The organism is Corynebacterium canis (assembly GCF_030408595.1).
Lineage (GTDB): Bacteria > Actinomycetota > Actinomycetes > Mycobacteriales > Mycobacteriaceae > Corynebacterium > Corynebacterium canis.
The window spans coordinates 1,155,708-1,175,413 of record NZ_CP047080.1 but is presented as its reverse complement, the minus strand read 5'-3'; the positions used below and the strand labels follow the sequence as shown (position 1 = coordinate 1,175,413).

Annotated in this window: 16 protein-coding genes; 12 read left to right on the top strand and 4 right to left on the bottom strand. The window is 61.5% G+C overall.

Annotation, left to right across the window (positions count from 1 at the left end; genetic code table 11):
* Position 1 precedes the first annotated feature (1 nt).
* Both CCANI_RS05205 and CCANI_RS05200 read left to right on the top strand, forming a co-directional pair.
* The gene (locus CCANI_RS05205; protein WP_146323243.1) at positions 2 to 3,592 is read left to right on the top strand and encodes an ABC transporter ATP-binding protein; all 3,591 of its coding nucleotides are present in this window, start codon (positions 2 to 4) and stop codon (positions 3,590 to 3,592) included.
* A gap of 134 nt (positions 3,593 to 3,726) precedes the next feature.
* On the top strand, positions 3,727 to 7,476 hold the full coding sequence (locus tag CCANI_RS05200; RefSeq protein ID WP_146323391.1) for a multifunctional oxoglutarate decarboxylase/oxoglutarate dehydrogenase thiamine pyrophosphate-binding subunit/dihydrolipoyllysine-residue succinyltransferase subunit: 3,750 nt from the start codon (positions 3,727 to 3,729) through the stop codon (positions 7,474 to 7,476).
* A gap of 293 nt (positions 7,477 to 7,769) precedes the next feature.
* Here the strand turns inward: CCANI_RS05200 and CCANI_RS05195 are convergent, their stop codons facing one another.
* On the bottom strand, positions 7,770 to 7,931 hold the full coding sequence (locus CCANI_RS05195; protein ID WP_186750006.1) for a hypothetical protein: 162 nt from the start codon (positions 7,929 to 7,931) through the stop codon (positions 7,770 to 7,772).
* A gap of 44 nt (positions 7,932 to 7,975) precedes the next feature.
* On the opposite strand from CCANI_RS05195, the gene CCANI_RS05190 reads away from it, so the two are divergent.
* On the top strand, positions 7,976 to 9,349 hold the full coding sequence (locus CCANI_RS05190) for a helix-turn-helix domain-containing protein (RefSeq protein ID WP_146325786.1): 1,374 nt from the start codon (positions 7,976 to 7,978) through the stop codon (positions 9,347 to 9,349).
* A 956-nt stretch (positions 9,350 to 10,305) separates the two neighbouring features.
* Here CCANI_RS05190 and CCANI_RS05185 read toward each other — a convergent pair.
* Positions 10,306 to 10,983 carry a hypothetical protein gene (locus CCANI_RS05185; RefSeq protein ID WP_146325622.1) on the bottom strand — a complete coding sequence of 226 codons (678 nt, stop codon included), beginning with the start codon at positions 10,981 to 10,983 and terminating at the stop codon, positions 10,306 to 10,308.
* A 104-nt stretch (positions 10,984 to 11,087) separates the two neighbouring features.
* Between CCANI_RS05185 and corA the strand changes: the two genes are divergently transcribed.
* Positions 11,088 to 12,143: a magnesium/cobalt transporter CorA gene (gene corA, locus CCANI_RS05180; RefSeq protein WP_146325623.1), complete on the top strand. Its 1,056-nt coding sequence runs from the start codon at positions 11,088 to 11,090 to the stop codon at positions 12,141 to 12,143.
* Here the strand turns inward: corA and CCANI_RS05175 are convergent.
* A complete protein-coding gene (locus CCANI_RS05175; protein ID WP_146325624.1) occupies positions 12,106 to 12,609 on the bottom strand; it encodes a YflT domain-containing protein in 504 nt (167 codons plus the stop codon). The two genes, corA and CCANI_RS05175, sit on opposite strands and share 38 nt — an antisense overlap.
* 117 nt (positions 12,610 to 12,726) lie before the next feature.
* Here CCANI_RS05175 and CCANI_RS05170 point away from each other — a divergent pair, with 117 nt between their 5' ends.
* Genes CCANI_RS05170 through CCANI_RS05135 form a run of 8 tightly spaced genes read left to right on the top strand, consistent with a single transcriptional unit; the run spans position 12,727 to position 19,232 of the window.
* On the top strand, positions 12,727 to 14,028 hold the full coding sequence (locus CCANI_RS05170) for a magnesium transporter MgtE N-terminal domain-containing protein (RefSeq protein WP_146325625.1): 1,302 nt from the start codon (positions 12,727 to 12,729) through the stop codon (positions 14,026 to 14,028).
* 12 nt (positions 14,029 to 14,040) lie between these two features.
* Positions 14,041 to 14,622: a DUF1003 domain-containing protein gene (locus CCANI_RS05165; protein ID WP_146325626.1), complete on the top strand. Its 582-nt coding sequence runs from the start codon at positions 14,041 to 14,043 to the stop codon at positions 14,620 to 14,622.
* A 12-nt stretch (positions 14,623 to 14,634) separates the two neighbouring features.
* On the top strand, positions 14,635 to 15,759 hold the full coding sequence (locus CCANI_RS05160) for an Mrp/NBP35 family ATP-binding protein (protein ID WP_146325627.1): 1,125 nt from the start codon (positions 14,635 to 14,637) through the stop codon (positions 15,757 to 15,759).
* 57 nt (positions 15,760 to 15,816) lie between these two features.
* The gene (locus tag CCANI_RS05155) at positions 15,817 to 16,425 is read left to right on the top strand and encodes a DUF4178 domain-containing protein (RefSeq protein WP_246118307.1); all 609 of its coding nucleotides are present in this window, start codon (positions 15,817 to 15,819) and stop codon (positions 16,423 to 16,425) included.
* Between the two features lie 27 nt (positions 16,426 to 16,452).
* Positions 16,453 to 16,902 carry a DUF2617 family protein gene (locus CCANI_RS05150; protein ID WP_186750425.1) on the top strand — a complete coding sequence of 150 codons (450 nt, stop codon included), beginning with the start codon at positions 16,453 to 16,455 and terminating at the stop codon, positions 16,900 to 16,902.
* Positions 16,899 to 17,294 carry a DUF4247 domain-containing protein gene (locus tag CCANI_RS05145; RefSeq protein ID WP_146325630.1) on the top strand — a complete coding sequence of 132 codons (396 nt, stop codon included), beginning with the start codon at positions 16,899 to 16,901 and terminating at the stop codon, positions 17,292 to 17,294. The genes CCANI_RS05150 and CCANI_RS05145 overlap by 4 nt, the downstream gene beginning before the upstream one ends.
* Before the next feature lie 16 nt (positions 17,295 to 17,310).
* Entirely contained in the window at positions 17,311 to 17,724 is a 414-nt protein-coding gene (locus tag CCANI_RS05140) for a DUF350 domain-containing protein (RefSeq protein ID WP_146325631.1), read from the top strand.
* Entirely contained in the window at positions 17,712 to 19,232 is a 1,521-nt protein-coding gene (locus CCANI_RS05135) for a polyamine aminopropyltransferase (RefSeq protein WP_146325632.1), read from the top strand. The genes CCANI_RS05140 and CCANI_RS05135 overlap by 13 nt, the downstream gene beginning before the upstream one ends.
* Here CCANI_RS05135 and tatB read toward each other — a convergent pair.
* Positions 19,229 to 19,705, bottom strand: coding sequence for a Sec-independent protein translocase protein TatB (gene tatB / locus CCANI_RS05130; protein ID WP_146325633.1), 477 nt, complete (start codon positions 19,703 to 19,705; stop codon positions 19,229 to 19,231). The genes CCANI_RS05135 and tatB overlap by 4 nt on opposite strands.
* Between the last annotated feature and the right edge of the window lies 1 nt (position 19,706).

Sequence of the window (19,706 nt, the reverse complement as noted above, 5' to 3'; positions counted from 1 at the left end):
CATGCGGCAATTCTGGGCAATCCTCGCGCCACATTGGCGCATGGGGCTGTGGGCGATGCTGGCTACCGTGGGCGTGACCGCCGCGGAGCTAGCGATCCCCTTGATTACCGGCAATATCGTCGATCTTGCCGTCGGGCGGGAATCCGCACGCGTGTTCGCCGGGCTGGGTCCGGTGGGCAGCGCCACGCTGATCCTGGTGCTGATGGCGGTGTTTCGGTGGGCCTGCCAATTCCTGCGCCGCTACACCGCCGGGCGGCTCTCCTTTGACGTCCAGCACGGCCTTCGGCTCCGCCTGCTGGACACACTGCTGGGGTTGGACGGGCCGGCGCAGGACAAGATCCGCACCGGGCAGGTGGTCAGCCGTTCGATTTCGGACGTGCAATCGATCCAAGGGCTGGTGGCCATGCTGCCCCTGGCCGCGGGCAATGTGCTGCTCTTGGTGATCACGCTGGTGCTCATGGTTTCCCTGTCCTGGCCGCTGGCATTGGCCAGCCTGATCTGGTTGCCCGCGATCGCCTGGCTGGCGCGCCATTCCAAACGCCCCATCATGCGCGCCACCAATGCCGCGCAGCAACAGGCGGCGGACCTGGCCACGCACGTAGAACAAACGATCGTGGGCATCCACGTGGTGCAAGGGTTCGCCCAACAGCCCCGGGAAGTCGACGCCGTGGCCCGCGCCGCCGTGCTGCTCTACCACGCCCGGCTGGCGGCAGCCCGCGTGCTCGCCAGCTTCCAACCGTTGCTCGAACAATTGCCCCAAGCCGCCCTGGTGGCCACCATCGTGGTGGGCGGCTGGATGGCCACGCAAGGCTTGGTGTCCATCGGGGTGTTCGTGGCCTTTTCCATGTATGTCTCCCGGCTCACCGGTGCCGTGCGGATGATCGGCAACCTGACGGTTCGCCTGCACAGCGGGCTGGCCTCCGTGCATCGGGTCTGCGAAATCACCGATCTGCGCCCCGAGCTGCCCGTGGGCACGCGCGCGGTGCCGGAAGGCCCGCTCGAGCTTTCCTTTGCCGGGGTGCATTTCGGGGACGCGCTTCGCGGGTTTAGCCTGACCATCCCCGCCGGGAAATGCGTGGTGGCCGTGGGCCCGCCCGCAGGCGGCAAAACCATGGCCGTGCAATTGGCGGCCCGGTTCTACGATCCGGACGCCGGGGCGGTGCGGCTCAATGGCATCGACCTGCGCGAGCTGGATCGCACACAGCTGCGAAACGCTATGGCGGTGGTGTTTGATGAAGCCTTTTTGTTCGAAGCCTCCGTACGCGAAAACTTGACCCTGGGCGCGGCCGTTTCGGATGCCGAACTCTGGCGGGTGCTCCACATCGCGCAGGCGGCGGAATTCGTGCGTGAACTACCGGACGGATTGGACGCTCCGATCGGGGAACGCGGCGTGACCCTCTCCGGCGGGCAGCGCCAACGCCTCGCCCTGGCGCGGGCCTTGCTGCGGCGACCCCGGCTGCTGATCTTGGACGATGCGACCTCCGCCATCGACGCCGCGACGGAATCCCGCATCTTCGCGGCACTCGAACAAGAGTTTGCGAATACGACGGTGTTTGCGATTACGCACAAGCACTCCATGGTGCACCTCGCCGACAGCGTCGCCGTGGTGGATTCCGGCCGCGTCACCGCTTTTGCCACGCCCGCCGAGCAGGCCTGGCAGCTCCCCGAATTCTTGGCCGTTATGGACGCGGCAGGCGCGCCTGCGGACTCGGCTTCGGCGGGTGCGGCGCTAGAACCGGCGGACTCGGCCCAGGCGGGCGCTGTAGCGCTGGGCGACCCCGGATGGGATGCCTCGCTGCCCGCGGCCGAGGTGCTGCCGGAGGGCCCGCTGCCCGCTCCCGTGACGGTCCCGGTGCCCTTTTCGCTGCTGCCTTTTGTGCGGCAGGTGCGCGCCGGGATCATCGGAATTATCGCATTGCTCCTGGCGGGCGTCGGGGCGGATCTCGCCTTCCCCTCGCTGGTGCGCTACGCGGTGGACCAAGGCGTGGGCAATGGCGATCGGCGCGCGCTGGTGATCGTGGCCATCGGCGGCGGCGTGTTGGTGGTGGGGGCCTGGCTGGTGGGCTTCCTGCGCACCAAGCTCGCCGCACAGGTTGGCGAACGGCTGCTCTATGCCCTGCGCGTGAAAACCTATAAGCACGTCCTGGATTTGGATCTGGCGTATTTCGAGCGCACCCGCACGGGCAGCATTCTCACGCGGATGACCACGGACATCGACACATTGAGCAATTTCCTGCAAAACGCGCTGGCGCAGTCGATAGTGGCGGCCGCCACCCTGGTCGGCGTTGCGGTCATGCTGCTGGTCACCTCCCCCACGCTGGCATTGGTGGCGCTCGCCGCCATTCCGCTGGTAGTGCTGGCCACCGTGGTGTTTCGCCGGATCACCGCGCGGCTTTACACCCAGGCGCGCGAGGAACTCAGCGCGATGAACGCGGAATTCCACGAGGCCATCTCCGGCTTGCGGACCGTGCAGATGCATGGCGCGGAGCCGCAAACCCTCCAGCACTTCGAACGCAGTTGTGAGAAATATCGCCGCACCCGGATCCGCTCCCAGATCGCCGTGGCGATCTACTTCCCCGGCGCGCAAGCCATCGGCCAATTAAGCCGCGCCACCGTGATCGGCGTAGGCGCCACGCTCGTGCTGCGGGGCGATATTTCCGCCGGCGTGCTGATCGCCTTCGTGCTCTATATGAGCCTGCTCTTCGAACCCATCCAGGAGCTTTCCCAAATCTTCGACGCCTACCAGCAAGCCAAGGTTGGGCTCCGGCGCATTGCCGAGCTGTTGTCCGAACAACCGCAAGTTGGTTCGAGCGGTGAGGTGGCGGCGTCGATAAGCAAAAACGACGAGGAACAGGCCGTGCGGCGCGCGATGCGGGGCGAGCTGCGGCTGGAACACGTCTCGTTTAGTTACGGGGGTGCGCCGGTGCTGCGCAACCTGAATGTGACGCTGCGGCCGGGCACAACCGTGGCGCTGGTCGGGCATACGGGAGCCGGAAAAACGACGGTGATGAAACTTCTGGCTCGGTTTTACGACCCCACCGAAGGGTGTATCCGCGCGTCGGGAACGGACCTGCGCAACATTCGGCTACCCCTGTGGCGTAGCGGACTCGGCATTGTACCCCAAGAACCACACCTTTTTGCGGGTACTATCGCGGAAAATATTGCATATGGGCGCCCGCACGCCGAACCAACCGAAATTATCAGCGCCGCACGCCGCGTCGGAGCGTTGGAAAGCATCGCGGAAATCGAAGGAAATTTCCAATACCGGATAGGCGAACATGGGCGCGGATTGTCCGCCGGCCAGCGGCAACTCATCGCACTAGCGCGCGCAGAACTGGTCGAACCACAACTCCTGCTACTCGACGAAGCGACCGCCACATTAGACCCCGCAACCGAACGCGCCGTGCTCGAGGCCGCACACCGCGTGACGACGCCGCGAACGTCGGTCGTAGTGGCGCATCGACTGGCCACCGCGGCACAAGCGGACCGCATTTTAGTCCTGCAACGTGGGTATATTATCGAAGACGGTACCCACGCGGAATTACTTGCGAACGAGGGTTCGTATGCGTCCATGTGGCGCGCCCACCAGTAGCCAGAAAAAATTCCCACCACTTTGTTAGCCAACAATGCGACAAGCGGGGTAACAACACGTTAGCCTGTAGTGAATACTTACAGTGACAACACTGACGTAAGCGATGACACAAGGAAATGAGGCGAGCACCTGCCGTGAGCAGCGCTAGTACTTTCGGCCAGAATCAGTGGCTGGTTGACGAAATGTTCCAGCAATTCCAGAAAGACCCCAATTCGGTGGACAAGGAATGGCGTGAACTTTTTGAGTCCCAGGGCGCACCCTCCGCCACCCCCGCAGCTACCCCTGATACGGCACCTGCTGAGACTTCCCCTAAGGCCGCCGCGCCCGCCCAGGCCTCGGCACCGAAGAAGCCTGTAGTGAAAACCACCGCCCCGGCACCCGCCCAAAACCCTGCGGCGAAAAACCTTCCGAAGATGCATCAGCCGGACGAAATCCGCGCCGCGCAGGAGGCGAAAAAAATCGCCGCCTCGCCGCTTAGCCGCATCGGTTCCTTGCCGGGTGCCAGCGAATCTCCGCTGCGTGGCATGGCAAAGGCGATTGCCAAAAATATGGAAATCTCGCTCGAGGTGCCTACCGCGACCTCCGTGCGCGATATGCCCGTGCGGTTGATGTTTGAAAACCGCGCCATGATCAACGATCAATTGGCGCGCGGCCGCGGTGGCAAGATTTCCTTTACCCATATTCTGGGGTACGCACTGGTCAAGGCGGTGATGCTGCACCCGGTGATGAACAATGCTTACGCCGTTGTGGATAACAAGCCTACGTTGGTGGTACCGGAGCACATTAACCTCGGCCTAGCCATCGATATGACGCAGAAGGACGGCTCGCGCGCATTGGTAGTCGCCGCTATCCGCGAATGCGAACGCCTCTCCTTCCCCGAATTCGTAGCTGCGTACGAAGACGTGGTGAAGCGCGGGCGCACCGGGAAGCTCACGGGCAAGGACTTCTCCGGGGTGACCATTTCGCTGACGAACCCGGGCGGCATTGGCACCCGGCATTCCGTGCCGCGCCTGACCAAGGGCCAGGGCGCGATTATCGGTGTCGGCTCCATGGATTACCCGGCCGAGTTCGCAGGTGCGTCCGAAGACCGAATGGCCGAGCTGGGCGTGGGCAAGCTGGTCACGATTACCTCGACGTACGACCACCGCATTATCCAGGGGGCGGAGTCCGGCGAATTCCTGCGCACCATGAGCCAATTGCTCGTGGACGACGCCTTCTGGGACGATATTTTCGATTCGATGAAGGTGCCCTACACGCCAATGCGGTGGGCGCAGGATCTGCCGAACACGGGCGTGGATAAGAACACCCGTGTGATGCAGCTGATCGAGGCGTATCGGTCGCGCGGCCACCTGATCGCGGACATCAACCCGCTGCATTGGATTCAGCCGGGCATGCCGGTGCCGGATCACCGCGACCTGGATATTGCCACGCACGGACTCACGCTGTGGGACCTCGACCGTACGTTCCACGTGGGCGGTTTCGCCGGGCGGGAAACCATGACCCTGCGCGAGGTGCTGGTGACCCTGCGCCGCGCGTACACGCTCAAGGTTGGCTCCGAATACACCCACATCCTGGACCGCGACGAGCGCACCTGGCTGCAGGACCGCCTGGAGGCGGGCATGGCGAAGCCGACGCCGGCGGAGCAGAAGTATATCCTGCAGAAACTCAACGCTGCGGAGGCGTTTGAGAACTTCCTGCAGACCAAGTACGTGGGCCAGAAGCGCTTCTCCCTGGAGGGCGCCGAATCGCTCATCCCGCTTATGGACGCCGCGATTGATACCGCCGCCGGGCAGGGCCTGGACGAGGTTGTTATCGGCATGCCGCACCGCGGGCGTTTGAACGTGTTGGCGAATATCGTTGGGAAGCCGCTGCACACGATCTTCAACGAGTTCGAAGGCAATATGGACCCGGCGCAGGCCGGCGGCTCTGGCGACGTGAAGTACCACCTGGGTGCGGAGGGCCGCCACATACAAATGTTCGGCGATGGCGAGATCAAGGTGACGCTCACCGCGAACCCCTCTCACCTCGAGGCCGTCAACCCGGTCATGGAGGGTATCGCCCGCGCCAAGCAGGACATTTTGGACAAGGGCCCCGACGGCTACACCGTGGTCCCGCTGCTCCTCCACGGCGACGCCGCCTTTGCTGGCCTGGGCATTGTGCCCGAGACCATCAACCTGGCGCAGCTGCGCGGGTATAACGTGGGTGGCACGATCCACATCGTGGTGAACAACCAGATCGGCTTTACCACCACGCCGGATTCCGGCCGCTCCAGCCACTACGCAACTGACCTCGCCAAGGCGTTCGGTTGCCCGGTGTTCCACGTCAATGGCGACGACCCCGAAGCCGTAGTGTGGGTGGGCCAGCTCGCCACCGAGTATCGACGCCGCTTTGGCAAGGACGTCTTCATCGACCTTGTTTGCTATCGACGCCGCGGCCACAACGAAGCGGACGATCCTTCGATGACGCAGCCCAAGATGTACGAAATCATCGAACAAAAGGCCGGTGTGCGTTCCCAGTACACCGACGACCTAATGGGTCGTGGCGACCTGTCCAAGGCCGACGCCGAAGCCGTCGCCCGCGACTTCCACGATCAGATGGAATCCGTGTTTAACGAGGTCCGCTTGGCGGAAAAGCAGGCCGCGGAGGCGCAGGTGGGCATCACCATGTCCCAGGCGTTGCCGCACGGCTTGGATACTTCCGTGACCAAGGAAGAATTGGTGGAGATCGGCAAGGCGTATGTGTCCCTGCCGGAGGGCTTTAACATGCACCCGCGCGTCGCGCCGGTCGCCCAGAAGCGTGCCGAATCCGTGATCGAAGGCGGCATCGACTGGGGCTGGGGCGAGCTGCTCGCCTTTGGCACCCTGGCCAACGCCGGCAAGCTCGTTCGCCTCGCCGGTGAGGATTCCCGCCGCGGTACCTTCACGCAGCGCCACGCCGTGATGTATGACCCGCACACCGCCGAGGAATACAACCCGATCGATGTGCTTGCGCGCTCGAAGGGCCCCGGCAAGTTCCTGGTGTACAACTCCGCCCTGACCGAATACGCCGGCATGGGCTTCGAATACGGCTACTCGGTGGGCAACCCTGACGCCGTGGTGGCGTGGGAAGCTCAGTTCGGTGACTTTGCCAACGGCGCCCAGACCATCATCGACGAATACGTTTCCTCCGGTGAGGCGAAGTGGGGCCAGAAGTCCAGCGTGATCCTGCTGCTGCCACACGGCTACGAGGGCATGGGTCCCGACCACTCCTCCGGACGCATCGAGCGCTACCTGCAGCTTTGCGCCGAAGGTTCCATGACCGTCGCGCAACCCTCCACCCCGGCAAACCACTTCCACCTGCTGCGCCGCCACGCGCTTTCGGACCTGAAGCGCCCGATGGTGATCTTCACCCCGAAATCGATGCTGCGTTTGAAGGCAGCCGCGTCTCCGGTGGAGGACTTCACCGAGGTGAAGAAGTTCCGTTCCGTGATCAACGATCCCCGCTTGGTGGATCGCGACGGCAATATCATCGGCGACGTGAACAAGGTGAAGAAGATCCTGCTGGTTTCCGGCAAGCTCTACTACGAGCTGGAGAAGCGCCGCGCCAAGGACAAGCGCGAGGATGTGGCGATCGTGCGCATCGAAATGCTGCACCCGATCCCCTTCAACCGCCTCAAAGAAGCGTTCGAATGCTACCCGAACGCGGACGAGATCCGCTTCTGCCAGGACGAGCCCGCGAACCAGGGGCCGTGGCCGTTCCTCGGCCTGCACCTGCCGGAACTGATCCCCGGCATGCTGCCCATGAAGCGGGTATCCCGCCGCGCCCAATCCTCCACTTCCACCGGCGTGGTCAAGGTCCACCACTTCGAACAGGAGCAATTGCTCAACGCGGCATTCGCCGACTAACCCGGCTGCACCGCTCGGTGTGAAAATCCCCGGCGGTGTGAATATCCCCGGACCGTTTGAAATGACGGCCCGGGGATTTTCTCTTGGTGCTGGCTGCTGGCTGGGTTGGGCCGGTCCCCCACGCGCTGCGTCTCCGCCAATCACCCCGCCGCCGCACCGAACCGCCCGCGTATAGTTTGAACTTTTTCGAACCATTGGCCCCTGCCGGATCTGCCACCGATAGGTTCGGTGCCACCGCCGAGGTCGCCGATGGGTTGTGCGCAACCGCTGACCTGGGCTCGTCTTTCTATTCTTCATTCGGGGGTCTTACGAAGAAATTCCGGACGAATCTGGGCCAAAAACGCTGTGTCATCTCTCAGGACCTTGGTAACAACCTGTTTCATCACCTTGGTGACAACCTGTCTCATGTCCTTGGTAACAGTCTGTCTCATGGCCTTGGATGCAACGAGTCTCATGACCGTGGAAACGATTTTGGTGGTGTTCGTTTTCAATTAGGTGCATGGTTCGTCCTCTTTCGCCGAATGTGCGGCGTTTAATTGTTGAATTTGATCCGTGTGCCGCGAACGGCATGAGTATTACGGAGTTTTGTGCGGTTCATGGCATTAGCCGGAAAACGTATTATGCGATCAAAAAGCGTTTTGAGCAGGAAGGATTTGGGGCGCTGCATCCGCGGTCGAGTGCGCCGCATAAGCCTGCGACTACCTATGATGAGGCTACGGTGTCGATGGTGCTTGCGATGCGGGAGCGGCTTGGCCAATTTGGTTGGGATAATGGGCCGCGATCCATTTGGTATGCGTTGATTGATCAGCCGAATGTGGTGCAGCCGATTCCTTCGGTGTCGACGATTGCTCGGATTCTGGCTGCTGCGGGTGTGGTCGCGAAGAATCCCCGGAAGCGGCCTCGCTCATCGATAGTGCGCTTCGAGCGATCCTGTGCCATGGAGTTGTGGCAGCTGGATGCGTTTTCCTATCGGCTCGCTACTCCGGCGGGCACTGTGATCACGATTTACCAGCTCATCGATGATGCAACCCGATTTGATGTGGGTACTACGTATGGCACCAAGCCGGAAAATGGGGCAGATGCGTTGAACTGTGTAGTTAACGCGATCCGTGTCTATGGGGTACCGCGCCAATTGCTGAGCGATAATGGTGGCGCGTTTAATCAGATTCGCCGGGGCCGGATCACTGCGCTGCATCGGTTTCTTGCCGTCAAGGGTTGTGAGGCCATTACTGGCCGGGCGGATCATCCCCAAACCCAAGGCAAAAACGAACGCTCCCATCAAACCTTGGTGAAGTTCCTTGATGCGCACAAGCCCAGTACTGAGGCCAAATTGAAGGAATTGCTCAGTGAATACCGGGAGTACTACAACAACAAGCGGAGGCATCAAGCACTCGGGGGTATGACCCCGAAACAGGCCTGGGACAGCATCGAACACCGCCCTAGTAGCGGCGAGCCCATCACCCAGGAGCAATTGACTGCAGAGATTGAAAAATACCGGCAGGCCCGTTCGAGCGAGTCCCCCAGCGCTGCAGATGGCCTCGACCAGGATCCAGCAATGCTGTACATCAAACCCTCGTCCAGACCACGTTTCGCGCTCGCGGGGTACTACATCAATATCCCCAAACGGCTTACCGATAAGCACTACTACGTCGTTCACACCGACGATGAATACGCGCTATTCGATTCCGTCGACGGCGTCATGGTCCTGCGAATCCCACTGCCACTAAACGTGCTCGGCGAACCGATCGGCGCCACCGTACCCCTTTGGAAAATCATCGGCGCGTACCTCCACGAGGCCCCGCCGTGGTTTCTCAAACGACAGCAGCAATGGCTACAACAACACCCCACCGCCGCTGCTGAACTAGAGGATTAACTACCCGCTCGCGCGTTACCAAGGTAATGCTACTGGTTGTCACCAAGGTGATGATACTGATTGTTACCAAGGTGATGGCACAGAGTGTTACCAAGGTCGCGAGATTCTACAGGCCAAAAACGCTGCAAATCGTCTTTTTATTCTTCGTTGACCACCCCAATGAAGAAATTCCGGACCATCGCAGGTCAACGGCTGCACACAACCTATCCGGAGCTGCACACAACCTATCGGCGGAAGCTGCTGGGAGAGTATTTCCGGGCAATAAGGTTGGAACTTTCCCGAACCAACCTCTTGAGTCGGCACTGCCCCAACCCCTGGGCCTCCGCACCCCGATACCACGCAAAGAACAGATACTTTTAGAATCATTGGCCAGAGCCGGATCTGCCTCAGGCACATCTAACATGGCCGTTTCGCGCTCCTGCGGAAACACCGCCGCGCGGCGGTCGGCGTGTCGAATCTGCCTGAGCGCGGCAAATCGTCGGCCGATTTCGGCCCCCAAGCCACCCCAGCGGCAATAGGTTGTGCGCCACCGCCTGGGTCACGGATGCGTTGCGCACAATCACTGACCTGGGCTGGTCTTTCTATTCTTCATTCGGGGGTCTAACGAAGAAATTCCGGACGAATCTTGGCCAAAAACGCTGCCCAAAACGCTGCAAATCGTCTTTTTATTCTTCGTTAAGCACCCCAATGAAGAAATTCAGGACGATCGCAGGTCAACGACTGCACACAACCTATCCGGAGCTGCGCACAACCTATCGGCAGGCAGGGCCCAGCGGAGTTTCCCAGACGATGAGGGTTGAATTTCGCGAACCATCGGCCCCGCTAAATCTGCTTCAGGCAGATCTGACAGGACAAGTTCACTGTCCTGCTAAAACTGTGCAGCCCAGGCGCGGGCATCCCGCCGCTCCGAACCCCTAAAGCCCCGCCGCGCCGAACCCTAAAGCCCCACCAACCCCCTAAAGCCCCGCTTGGTCTAGGTACGCATCCACCACGACGGACACGGAGTTTTCCTCTTCGGCCTCTTTGACCAGCTCGGATACGTCCGCAGTGCTGATGGTGCCGCTGATGTAGTTGAGCACCAGCCGGTCGTTGCGGTTCAGCACTTGTTTGCGGAACACCGGCACCACGTTTTGCGGCAGTTCGGGCCCTTCGCCATCCGTGCATCCGGTGGCATTCGATGGGTCGGAGGCGGTCAGCGTCCCGGGCAGCGATCCCATCATGGCTTGATACACTTTGTCGCGCCATTCGCCGTTATTGGCGTCGACCTTCCCGTCGGCCATGTCCTGCTGGTATTCCTTCGAGAGTTCTTCCGCCAGTTTCGGGTTGAGTTCGTTGAGGAATTCGCCGGTGCAGCCGATTACTAGGTCCGCGGTTTGGCTGCGCACGCGGTCGATTTTGGTCACGTCGCTGTCGCTGGCCGCCAGCCGCAGCAGTACGTTGCGGTTTTCGCGTTTGAAGGCGCGTTGATAGAGTTCCCCGAGGATGATTTGTTCTGAGGAGTGATCCACTACGGCTATTTCGATGGGCTTGTAGTCGGTTTCGCGTTGCGCGTGTTGTGGTTCTTTTGCGCAGGCGGTGATACCCAGGCTGAGTCCGATGATGGCCACGGTGGCCGGAACAGAACGACTGTGCATGTAAGAACCCCGGTGAAGTCTGAAGGCGGATAGCACATTCCACTTTACGCGGGGCACGTACACTGTATCTGGTTTGATCCCCCTTAGGGAAAGGTTTTGCACGTATGGTGTCTCCTCGACGCGGTGTTCGCAATGGCACTCACCCGCCCGCACCCAACGAACAAACTGTCGAACGATGCCGGGTGTATGTGCGTGGCCATCGCCTCACGGAGGAGTTTGCCAGCTATGCGGATGCGTTGGCGGAGGTGCGCCGCCGCGGCGAGGGGTTTGTGTGGTTGGGCATGTTGCAGCCCACCGAGCAGCACATGCAGGAAGTCGCCGAGGCCTTCGGCTTGCACGAGTTAATTGTGGAGGACGCGGTCGCCGCCCATCAGCGTCCCAAGGTTGAGCGTTACGACGACCAGGTGTTCTTCGTCGTGCGCTCCGTACGGTACCAGGAACACGAGCACGTATCCGATGCGAAAGAGATTATCTCCACGGGCGAGGTGCAGATGATCTTTGCCAAGGACTTTATTATTACGATCCGCCACGGCCACCACACCCGCATCGCGGGGCTCCGCCGCCGAATCGAACAGGATCCCGAACAGTGCGCGCTCGGCCCGAGCGCGGTGGCCTGGCAGATCGCGGACATGCTGGTGGATGAGTACTTAAGCATCGCCAATGAGATCAGCGGCGATGTCGACGAGCTGGAAAACGAGGTGTTCACCCCCAACTCCCGCTTCGATATCGAACAGATTTACATGCTAAAGCGGGAAATCTTGGAGATGCGGCATTCCATAGACCCGCTCGCCAGCGCGCTGCAGGCCTTGATCCAAAACCACAAGGACGTGCTCCCCAAGGCCATTCGCTCGTATTTTCGTGATGTCCTGGATCATGAAATCATCGCTGCGGACCGCGTTGCCGGCTACGATGAGCGTCTCTCGGCGCTGATCGACGCGGGCGTCGCAAAGATAACGTTGCAGCAAAACAGCGACATGCGGAAAATCTCAGCCCTGGTCGGCATGGCCGCGGTGCCCACGATGATCGCCGGAATCTACGGCATGAACTTCGCATATATGCCCGAATTGCAGCTGCGTTACGGCTATTTCGTGGTGCTCGGCATCATGGCGTCGACGGTGCTGGCTATGTGGTGGCTGCTCCGAAAAAACCATTGGCTTTAGCGATGGCGTCGCGGGCCCGGCGCGCGTGCTGAGGATCACACAACACGTCGTAACGATTCGCAACAATGTGCGTAGTCGTGGTGAAGTCTCGACGGCCGCGGGAAGCGGCGTACGGCACCGCGTTCGTCACCACGCCAAACACAATGCCCATCACGATGCCGTACAAAATCGGCGACCATAGATCCGTGCTAAACAGGCCGATCAGCACGCCGAAGAACAAGCCGAGCCACGCGCCGTAAATGGCGCCATTGACCAGCACCCGTCCCCAGCTTAACCGTCCGACTACTTGTTCTACCTCCATAAGGTCCACGCCAACGATGGTGAGCTCGTTAACGGGAAAATCGCCAGTATCGCTGAGCATGTCCACGGCGGCCTGCGCCTCATCGTAGGTGGCAAAACTCCCCACCGGCCAGCCTTCCGGAAGCGGCCGCGACGAGCGCTGAACGCCCCTGCCTGGGGTAGTCATGGCAGTCAAGTCTCCTTCACATAGTGAAACGATGGAACACTTTATTCAACGATCCTGAGCTGCACTTAGTTCCCGGAATGCGAGGCCGATGTCCGCGCATGGTTAGACTTGACAATCATGAGCCCAGTGACACGAGTGTATGCAGGCCGCCTGGCGGGCATGGTGGTGCGCGGACCGGATACGGAATCAATCGGACGTGTGCGCGACGTGGTGGTTATCGTACGTCCGTCCGGACACCCCTCGCGGGCGATCGGGCTCGTGGTGGAAATGGTAAATAAACGCCGCATCTTCGTGCCCATGCTGCGCGTGTCCGCGATCGAGCCGCAGGAGATCACGCTCTCCTCTGGGCAGGTGAATATGCGCCCGTTCCAGCGCCGCGTGGGCGAGCTGACCATTATGAGCGACCTGATCGGCTCCCGCGTACACACGGACGATCCGCACACGGAGCACCTGCATGGGCGCGCGGTGGAAATCGCCGATGTGGAACTAGAACGTACGCGCACCCGGGACTGGGTAATTACCCGGGTAGCGGTGTTCGGGGAAAAACACTCGTTCGGGCGGCGCGGGGACCTGCATGTGATCCCCTGGTCGCACGTGCACGGCATTACGGCGGCGGGCGTGGGGCAAACCAATGCGACCGCCGAGCTGATCGCGCAATTTGAAGACATGCGCCCCGCGGACATCGCCACCATGATGCACAACCTTTCCGCGACGCAGCGGCGGCAGGTGGCCGAGGAGCTGGACGATGAGCGCCTGGCCGATATCCTGCAGGAGCTCCCCGAGGACCATCAAACAGAGGTGATCGAAAGCCTGAACATCGAACGTGCGGCCGATGTGCTCGAGGAGATGGACCCGGACGATGCCGCCGACTTGCTCGGCGAGCTCTCCGATGAAAAGGCGGATGTGCTGCTGGAGCTGATGGATCCGGAGGAGTCCGCCCCTGTGCGCCGCCTGATGGTGTTTTCGCCGGACACTGTGGGCGCGCTCATGACCCCGGAGCCATTGATTCTGACACCGCAAACTACCGTGGCGGAGGCGTTGGCAATGGCGCGTAACCCGGAATTGCCGACGTCGCTTTCCTCGCTCGTGTTCATCGTTCGCCCGCCCACGGCCACGCCGACGGGGACGTATTTGGGCTGCGTGCACCTTCAAAAACTCTTGCGAGAGCCGCCGAGTTCGCTGATCGGCGGGATCTTGGATCCGGATTTGCCGCCACTATATGCGAACGATAGCCAGGAGACCGCCGCGCGGTACTTTGCCACCTACAACTTGGTTTGTGGCCCAGTCTTGGACGATGATAATCATTTGCTGGGAGCCGTCGCGGTGGATGACCTCTTGGATCACATGCTCCCGGAAAACTGGCGCGAAACTGGATTGCGCCCCACCGTTGCAACAGGTGCGCGTGCTGAAACTAGGTAAGGAGGACTCGCAGTGGCTGAATACTCGCGTAGTGATTTGGACACCCCACTCATCGGGCCACGCCGGGGTTTCTTCCGCCTTGATGGGGACGCGGTAGGCGCGTTCGCGGAAAAGGTGGCCCGGTTCTTCGGCACCGGCGAATACCTGTTCTGGCAGACGGTATTTGTGCTGATCTGGGTGGCGCTGAATATCGGCGGCTTCTGGTGGAATTGGGACCCCTACCCGTTTATCCTGCTTAACCTGGCGTTTTCCACCCAGGCGGCGTATGCCGCGCCGCTGATCCTGCTGGCCCAAAACCGCCAGGAGGACCGCGACCGCGTGATGCTCAACGAGGATCGCCGCCGCGCGGAACAGACCAAGGCGGATACCGAATTCCTTGCCCGCGAGCTGGCCGGCGTGCGTATCGCCGTCGGCGAAACGGTAACGCGCGATTATTTGCGGCACGAGTTGGAGGATCTGCGCACGCTGCTGGATCGTATCGAGGCGAAGCTGGACGATGAATCCGCAGCCCGCATCGCCCGGGAGCACCGCGAATCGGATCAATCGACCGAGCTTACGGAGCCCACGCAAGGGGATATCGCCCACGACCGCTAGACTCGGATGGTGATGTCTACTCTCACTGAATCCGCTGTCCGCGGCGCACTGTCCCGCGTAGAGGACCCAGAAATTGGCCGCCCGATCACCGAACTGGGAATGGTGAAATCCATTTCCATCTCCGGCAATGATGTGGCCGTTGAAATCTACCTCACTATTGCGGCTTGTCCACTCAAAAACACCCTGATCAATAACGCCAAGGCAGCCTTGGAAGAGATCGAAGGTGTTGGCGAAGTGACGGTCACCACGGACGTGATGAGTGAAGAGCAACGCCGCGAACTCCGCGATAAACTCCGCGGACACTCCGACCCCATTATTCCGTTTGCACAACCCGAGTCAACCACACGTGTGTTCGCGGTGGCGTCGGGTAAGGGCGGCGTCGGCAAGTCGTCGATGACGGTCAATCTTGCCGCAGCCTTGGCCGCGCGGGGCCTCAATGTGGGAATCCTCGACGCGGACATCTACGGGCACTCCATCCCGCACATGATGGGTTCGGATGCTAGGCCCACGCGCGTGGACGATATGATCATGCCGCCGATCGCCCACGGTGTGAAAATGATTTCGATCGCGCAATTTACGGAAGGCAACGCCCCGGTGGTGTGGCGCGGCCCGATGCTGCACCGCGCGATCCAGCAATTTCTCTCCGAGGTGTTCTGGGGCGACCTCGACGTGCTCTTTATGGACCTCCCGCCGGGCACCGGTGACATCGCCATTTCCGTGGCGCAGCTGGTGCCCACCGCAGAGCTGCTGATCGTGACCACCCCGCAGGCGGCGGCGGCCGAGGTTGCGGAACGCGCCGGGAGCATTAGCCTGCAGACCCATCAGCGGATCGCCGGGGTAATCGAAAATATGTCCGCGATGGTGCTGCCCGATGGTTCGATCATGGACGTGTTTGGTTCCGGCGGCGGCGATATCGTGGCCAACCGTTTGCACAACCTTACCGGCGCCGCCGTGCCATTGCTCGGCGAGGTACCATTGGACCCGAAGCTGCGCGAGGGCGGCGATAATGGCACGCCGATCGTGCTTGCGGAACCGGATTCGCCGACCGCCCAAGCGCTGAATTCCATTGCGAATAAACTTGCGATTCGCAGCCAATCTCTATTGGGCAAAACCTTAAACCTCGGCGTGAGCCGCTGATTTCTGGGGTACACTCGACGCAGCATATTGACCGGAAATCTCAAGGAGCGGCTCATAGTGTCCAGCCTTGTCCTATTGCTCAGCGCCATCGCGATTTTCTTTGCGGTGTTCGGTATTTACGCCGCGATTAAGGCGGTGCGCGCGCCGAGTTCCCCGAAGTCCGCGTTCGCGATGCCGAACCGGCAGGATCCGTTTGCCTCCACATCCGGCGCGCGCGAGTTCGGCCCGGAGGTGCTGGGCCCGGGCGCGGTGGTGACGCGTAACGGCGTCGATAATGTTGTGCGCGGTTCTGTGACGTACCGCCAAGGCCCCTATGTGTGGTGGTCGCATTTGTTCGATAGCGGCGAGTGGCTGGGCGTGGAGGTCGATGAAGGCATCCTCGAACTGACGTGGTGGCGCAGCCGTAAGGACCTGTATGGCCTGACCCCCGGCCGCACGGTGTCTGCGGACGGTTTTTCGTACGACCATTCGGAGACCGGCACGGCGAACTATGTTTCGGAAGGCACGACGGGCCTGGCGCCCTCGGGCAAGGTTGAATACCAGGATTACGAGTCCGGTTCGCTGCTGCTCGCGCTGGAGAATTACGACGGCGCAGGCTGGGAGGTTTCCACCGGCGAAACCATTGGCCAGCACGAACTGACGGTGTACCCCGCGCCGCGCGATTAAATGAACGTATTGCTGCATTGCGCGCCCGTGGACGTTTCCGCACGCTCGCTGGGGCTGCTTATCGACGGCCCGCTCCCCGAGGTCCTCGCCGAACATACGCTCGCAAACTCCCGCGGCGGGCGGGTGTGCTTGGGGATTATCGGCGCTTCGCACGTCGCCAGTGTGTACGATGCCGACACCTTGTTGTTTCGGGAGGAAGTTTCCTGCAATGTGCTCGGCCCCCTACCCCCGCAAATAACTAACCCACAATACTCATTTACGCAACGCATTGAGCGTCTCAGCGATGCCGAGATCGCGCGCCGCGCCAGCCTGCTGGACGATGATTCGTGGCTGGTGGCGCGTTTTCCGGGCGTCGGCCCGCATCACTTTACCGCCGTATCCGGCCGCTGGGAGCGCGGCGCGTGGGAGTGGCGCACGTTGCACTGCTATCCGATGGAACACACGATGCTGACAACGCAAAGTAGGTACCAACCATGAACCGACGCAATTGGGCAATCGTCTCGGGCTGCAGTCTTTTCATATCACTCTTTATGTTTATGGTGGCCGGCAGTGTCTTGGATAGCCGCCCGCTGGTTGATGATAAGGATCGACGCTGCGAAGGCGGTCCAACGGTGACGGAATCGCGCATTACCGGACGCTCCACGCCGCGATCGCGCGCCGTCGATAGTGCCACGGGTGTGGTGTATCTGCGCTACGACAGGCAAATCATCAGCATCACCCCGAAGCAGAACAATAAATGCACGGTGCAGACCGAGGATCTGAGCAGGTACAACACCGGCTTTTACACGCACTTAGGCCCTGGGTTCTCGCCGTCTGCTCCATCAAACTCGTCGGGTGGGTCTTCCGGATCCTCCGGCGGCGTGAAATAAGGAAAGTCGAACACTTATGCTGTATGAAATCCTTGGCACGCTGGCCTATTTCGGCGTGTCCGTCGTTGTCTTGGTCATCGGTTTCGTGGTGCTGGATCTGATGACGCCCGGCCGGCTCCGCGATCTGGTGTTCATCGAGCACCTGCCCAACGCCGCCCTGATCGCGGGCGCCCAACAAATCGCCCTGGGCTTGATTATCGTGTCCGCCATCCTCCATTCCTCCGCCGATCTGTTGTTCGGATTACTGGATGTGGTGGTGTTCGCCGGCATCGGCCTTGTGCTACAGACCGGCGCGCTGGTGCTGGTGGAATGGTTCGTCCCCGGCCGCTTCCGTGACCTGGTGGCAGACCCGAAGCCCCGGTCAGGCGTGTTTGTGGCGGCCACCACCATTATCGTCGTGGGTGCGATTAATGCGGCATGCCTTACGTAGCTGAGTCCCGCAGATGGCGCGTCCTGCTGCTGATCTCCGTGGCAGTCTGCGCCGCTTCCGGACTGGTGTACGAACTCGCGCTGCTTACCCTGGCCACGAGCCTAAACGGCGGCGGGGTGGTGGAAACCTCGCTGATCGTCGCGGGCTATGTGGCCGCACTGGGGTTCGGTGCGTTTTGCGTCCAACCCTTGCTGCGGTGGCCCGCGCAGACCTTCCTAGCGGTGGAAACGGTGCTGGGTTTGGCGGGCGGCACCTCCGCCCTGCTGCTCTATATTTTCTTCGCAAATATTGGCCAATCGGTCACGGTTTTAGTGATGGCTACGGCGGTGAGCGGCATCCTCGTGGGCGCGGAGGTCCCGCTGCTGATGACGCTCATCCAACAGGGCCGCACCGCCGATGCCCGCGCCGCCGGCGAGCAGGTGGCCACGCTGAACGCCGCGGATTATTTCGGGGCCTTGGTCGGCGGGCTGGCCTGGCCGTTCCTACTCCTGCCCGCCTTGGGCTTGGTGCGGGGCACGCTCGCCGCAGGCTTGCTCAATATCGCCGCCGCGTTGTTTATCGCGCTGGTGTTGTTGCGCACGCTGATGTCCGCACGTACGTTCTGGATCCAATCCGCCGCACTGATGTGCGCAGCGACGGCGTTGATTACGCTCCTGATCCGCAGCGAAGGCATCGTGGAAACCGCCCGCCAGGCGCTGTATGCCGACCCCGTGGTGTTCTCCCAGCAATCCGCGTATCAGGACATCGTGGTCACCCAGCGGGGCACGGACCGCCGCCTGTTTCTCAATGGCGGCCTGCAATATTCCAGCCGCGACGAGCACCGCTACACGGAGTCCCTTGTACACCCCGCCGTGCCCGAAAATGCCCGCAACGCGCTGATCATTGGCGGCGGCGATGGCTTGGCCGCGCGCGACCTCCTACGCTACCCGGATTTGGCCATTACGCAGGTGGAATTGGACCCCGCCGTGATCGAAGTCGCCCGCCACCAGCTACGCGCGGACAACCTCGGCGCCCTCGACGACCCCCGCGTTACCGTGCTTATCGACGACGCGTTTACCTGGCTGCGCTCCGGTGGTCACCCCAGCTATGACACGGTGATCATCGATCTGCCGGACCCGGATTCCGCTACGCTCGCCCGCCTATATTCCACCGAGTTTTATGGCATGGCCTTGCGCACCCTCAACCCGGGTGGCCGCATGGTGGTGCAGGCCTCCAGCGCGTACTCCACCCCGGAGGTGTTTTGGCGCGTTAACGCCACGGTCCGCGACGCGGGTTGCGAACACACGATCCCCTACCACACGCACGTACCTACGTTCGGTGACTGGGGTTTTGTCTTGTGCGCCAACGAGGCCACCTTGCGTGCCGATGCCCCCGAACTGCGCTACCTCGACCAAGACGTGCTCGATGCCGCCACGGTATTCGGCAAAGACAACCGCCCCTTAAATCTCGAACCCTCCACCTTGGAGCACCCCCGCATCGTGGATGACCTGCGCAAAGGTTACCGCTAGGTCACATCCGCCCACGAAATCGCGCCGCCGTGGGCCTGCCCATCCGATTTTTGCCCCTCCACCTGCGGGGAAGCAGCCGGCTTCACGGCGGGCGTGGCGGGCTTCGGGACGGCGGCGGGCGTGGCGGGCTTGGAAGCCGCGCCGTCGATACGCAAATCTTCTGGGTCAACCAATTTCTTCGGATCGAACGCTTCCAACATGCTGGAATCCCCATCGAACAGCGTCTTCGTCAACGCAGCCTTCGGCCCCATGCGTTGCAATGTGGCCAGTTCCGCGATCGGCTTGCTCAGCTCATCAAACTCGGGGCCGAGCTCGTTGCTCAAATCCTGCTTCGCCTTCTCGATCGCATTACGCGCAGCAAAAATCGCCGCCCGTACGTCTTGGATCACGCGCGGCAGCCGCTCCGGACCGATCACGATCAAACCGATAACAACGAGGAAAAAAATCTCTCCCCAGCCAACGTTGCTAAACACT

Coding starts and splice junctions, on each gene's coding strand:
- CCANI_RS05205 (WP_146323243.1), top strand. CDS start 2: ATGCGGCAATTCTGGGCAATCCTCGCGCCACATTGGCGCATGGGGCTG.
- CCANI_RS05195 (WP_186750006.1), bottom strand. CDS start 7,931: ATGAGACTCGTTGCATCCAAGGCCATGAGACAGACTGTTACCAAGGAC.
- CCANI_RS05190 (WP_146325786.1), top strand. CDS start 7,976: ATGGTTCGTCCTCTTTCGCCGAATGTGCGGCGTTTAATTGTTGAATTT.
- CCANI_RS05185 (WP_146325622.1), bottom strand. CDS start 10,983: ATGCACAGTCGTTCTGTTCCGGCCACCGTGGCCATCATCGGACTCAGC.
- corA (WP_146325623.1), top strand. CDS start 11,088: ATGGTGTCTCCTCGACGCGGTGTTCGCAATGGCACTCACCCGCCCGCA.
- CCANI_RS05175 (WP_146325624.1), bottom strand. CDS start 12,609: ATGACTACCCCAGGCAGGGGCGTTCAGCGCTCGTCGCGGCCGCTTCCG.
- CCANI_RS05170 (WP_146325625.1), top strand. CDS start 12,727: ATGAGCCCAGTGACACGAGTGTATGCAGGCCGCCTGGCGGGCATGGTG.
- CCANI_RS05160 (WP_146325627.1), top strand. CDS start 14,635: ATGTCTACTCTCACTGAATCCGCTGTCCGCGGCGCACTGTCCCGCGTA.
- CCANI_RS05145 (WP_146325630.1), top strand. CDS start 16,899: ATGAACCGACGCAATTGGGCAATCGTCTCGGGCTGCAGTCTTTTCATA.
- CCANI_RS05140 (WP_146325631.1), top strand. CDS start 17,311: ATGCTGTATGAAATCCTTGGCACGCTGGCCTATTTCGGCGTGTCCGTC.
- CCANI_RS05135 (WP_146325632.1), top strand. CDS start 17,712: ATGCCTTACGTAGCTGAGTCCCGCAGATGGCGCGTCCTGCTGCTGATC.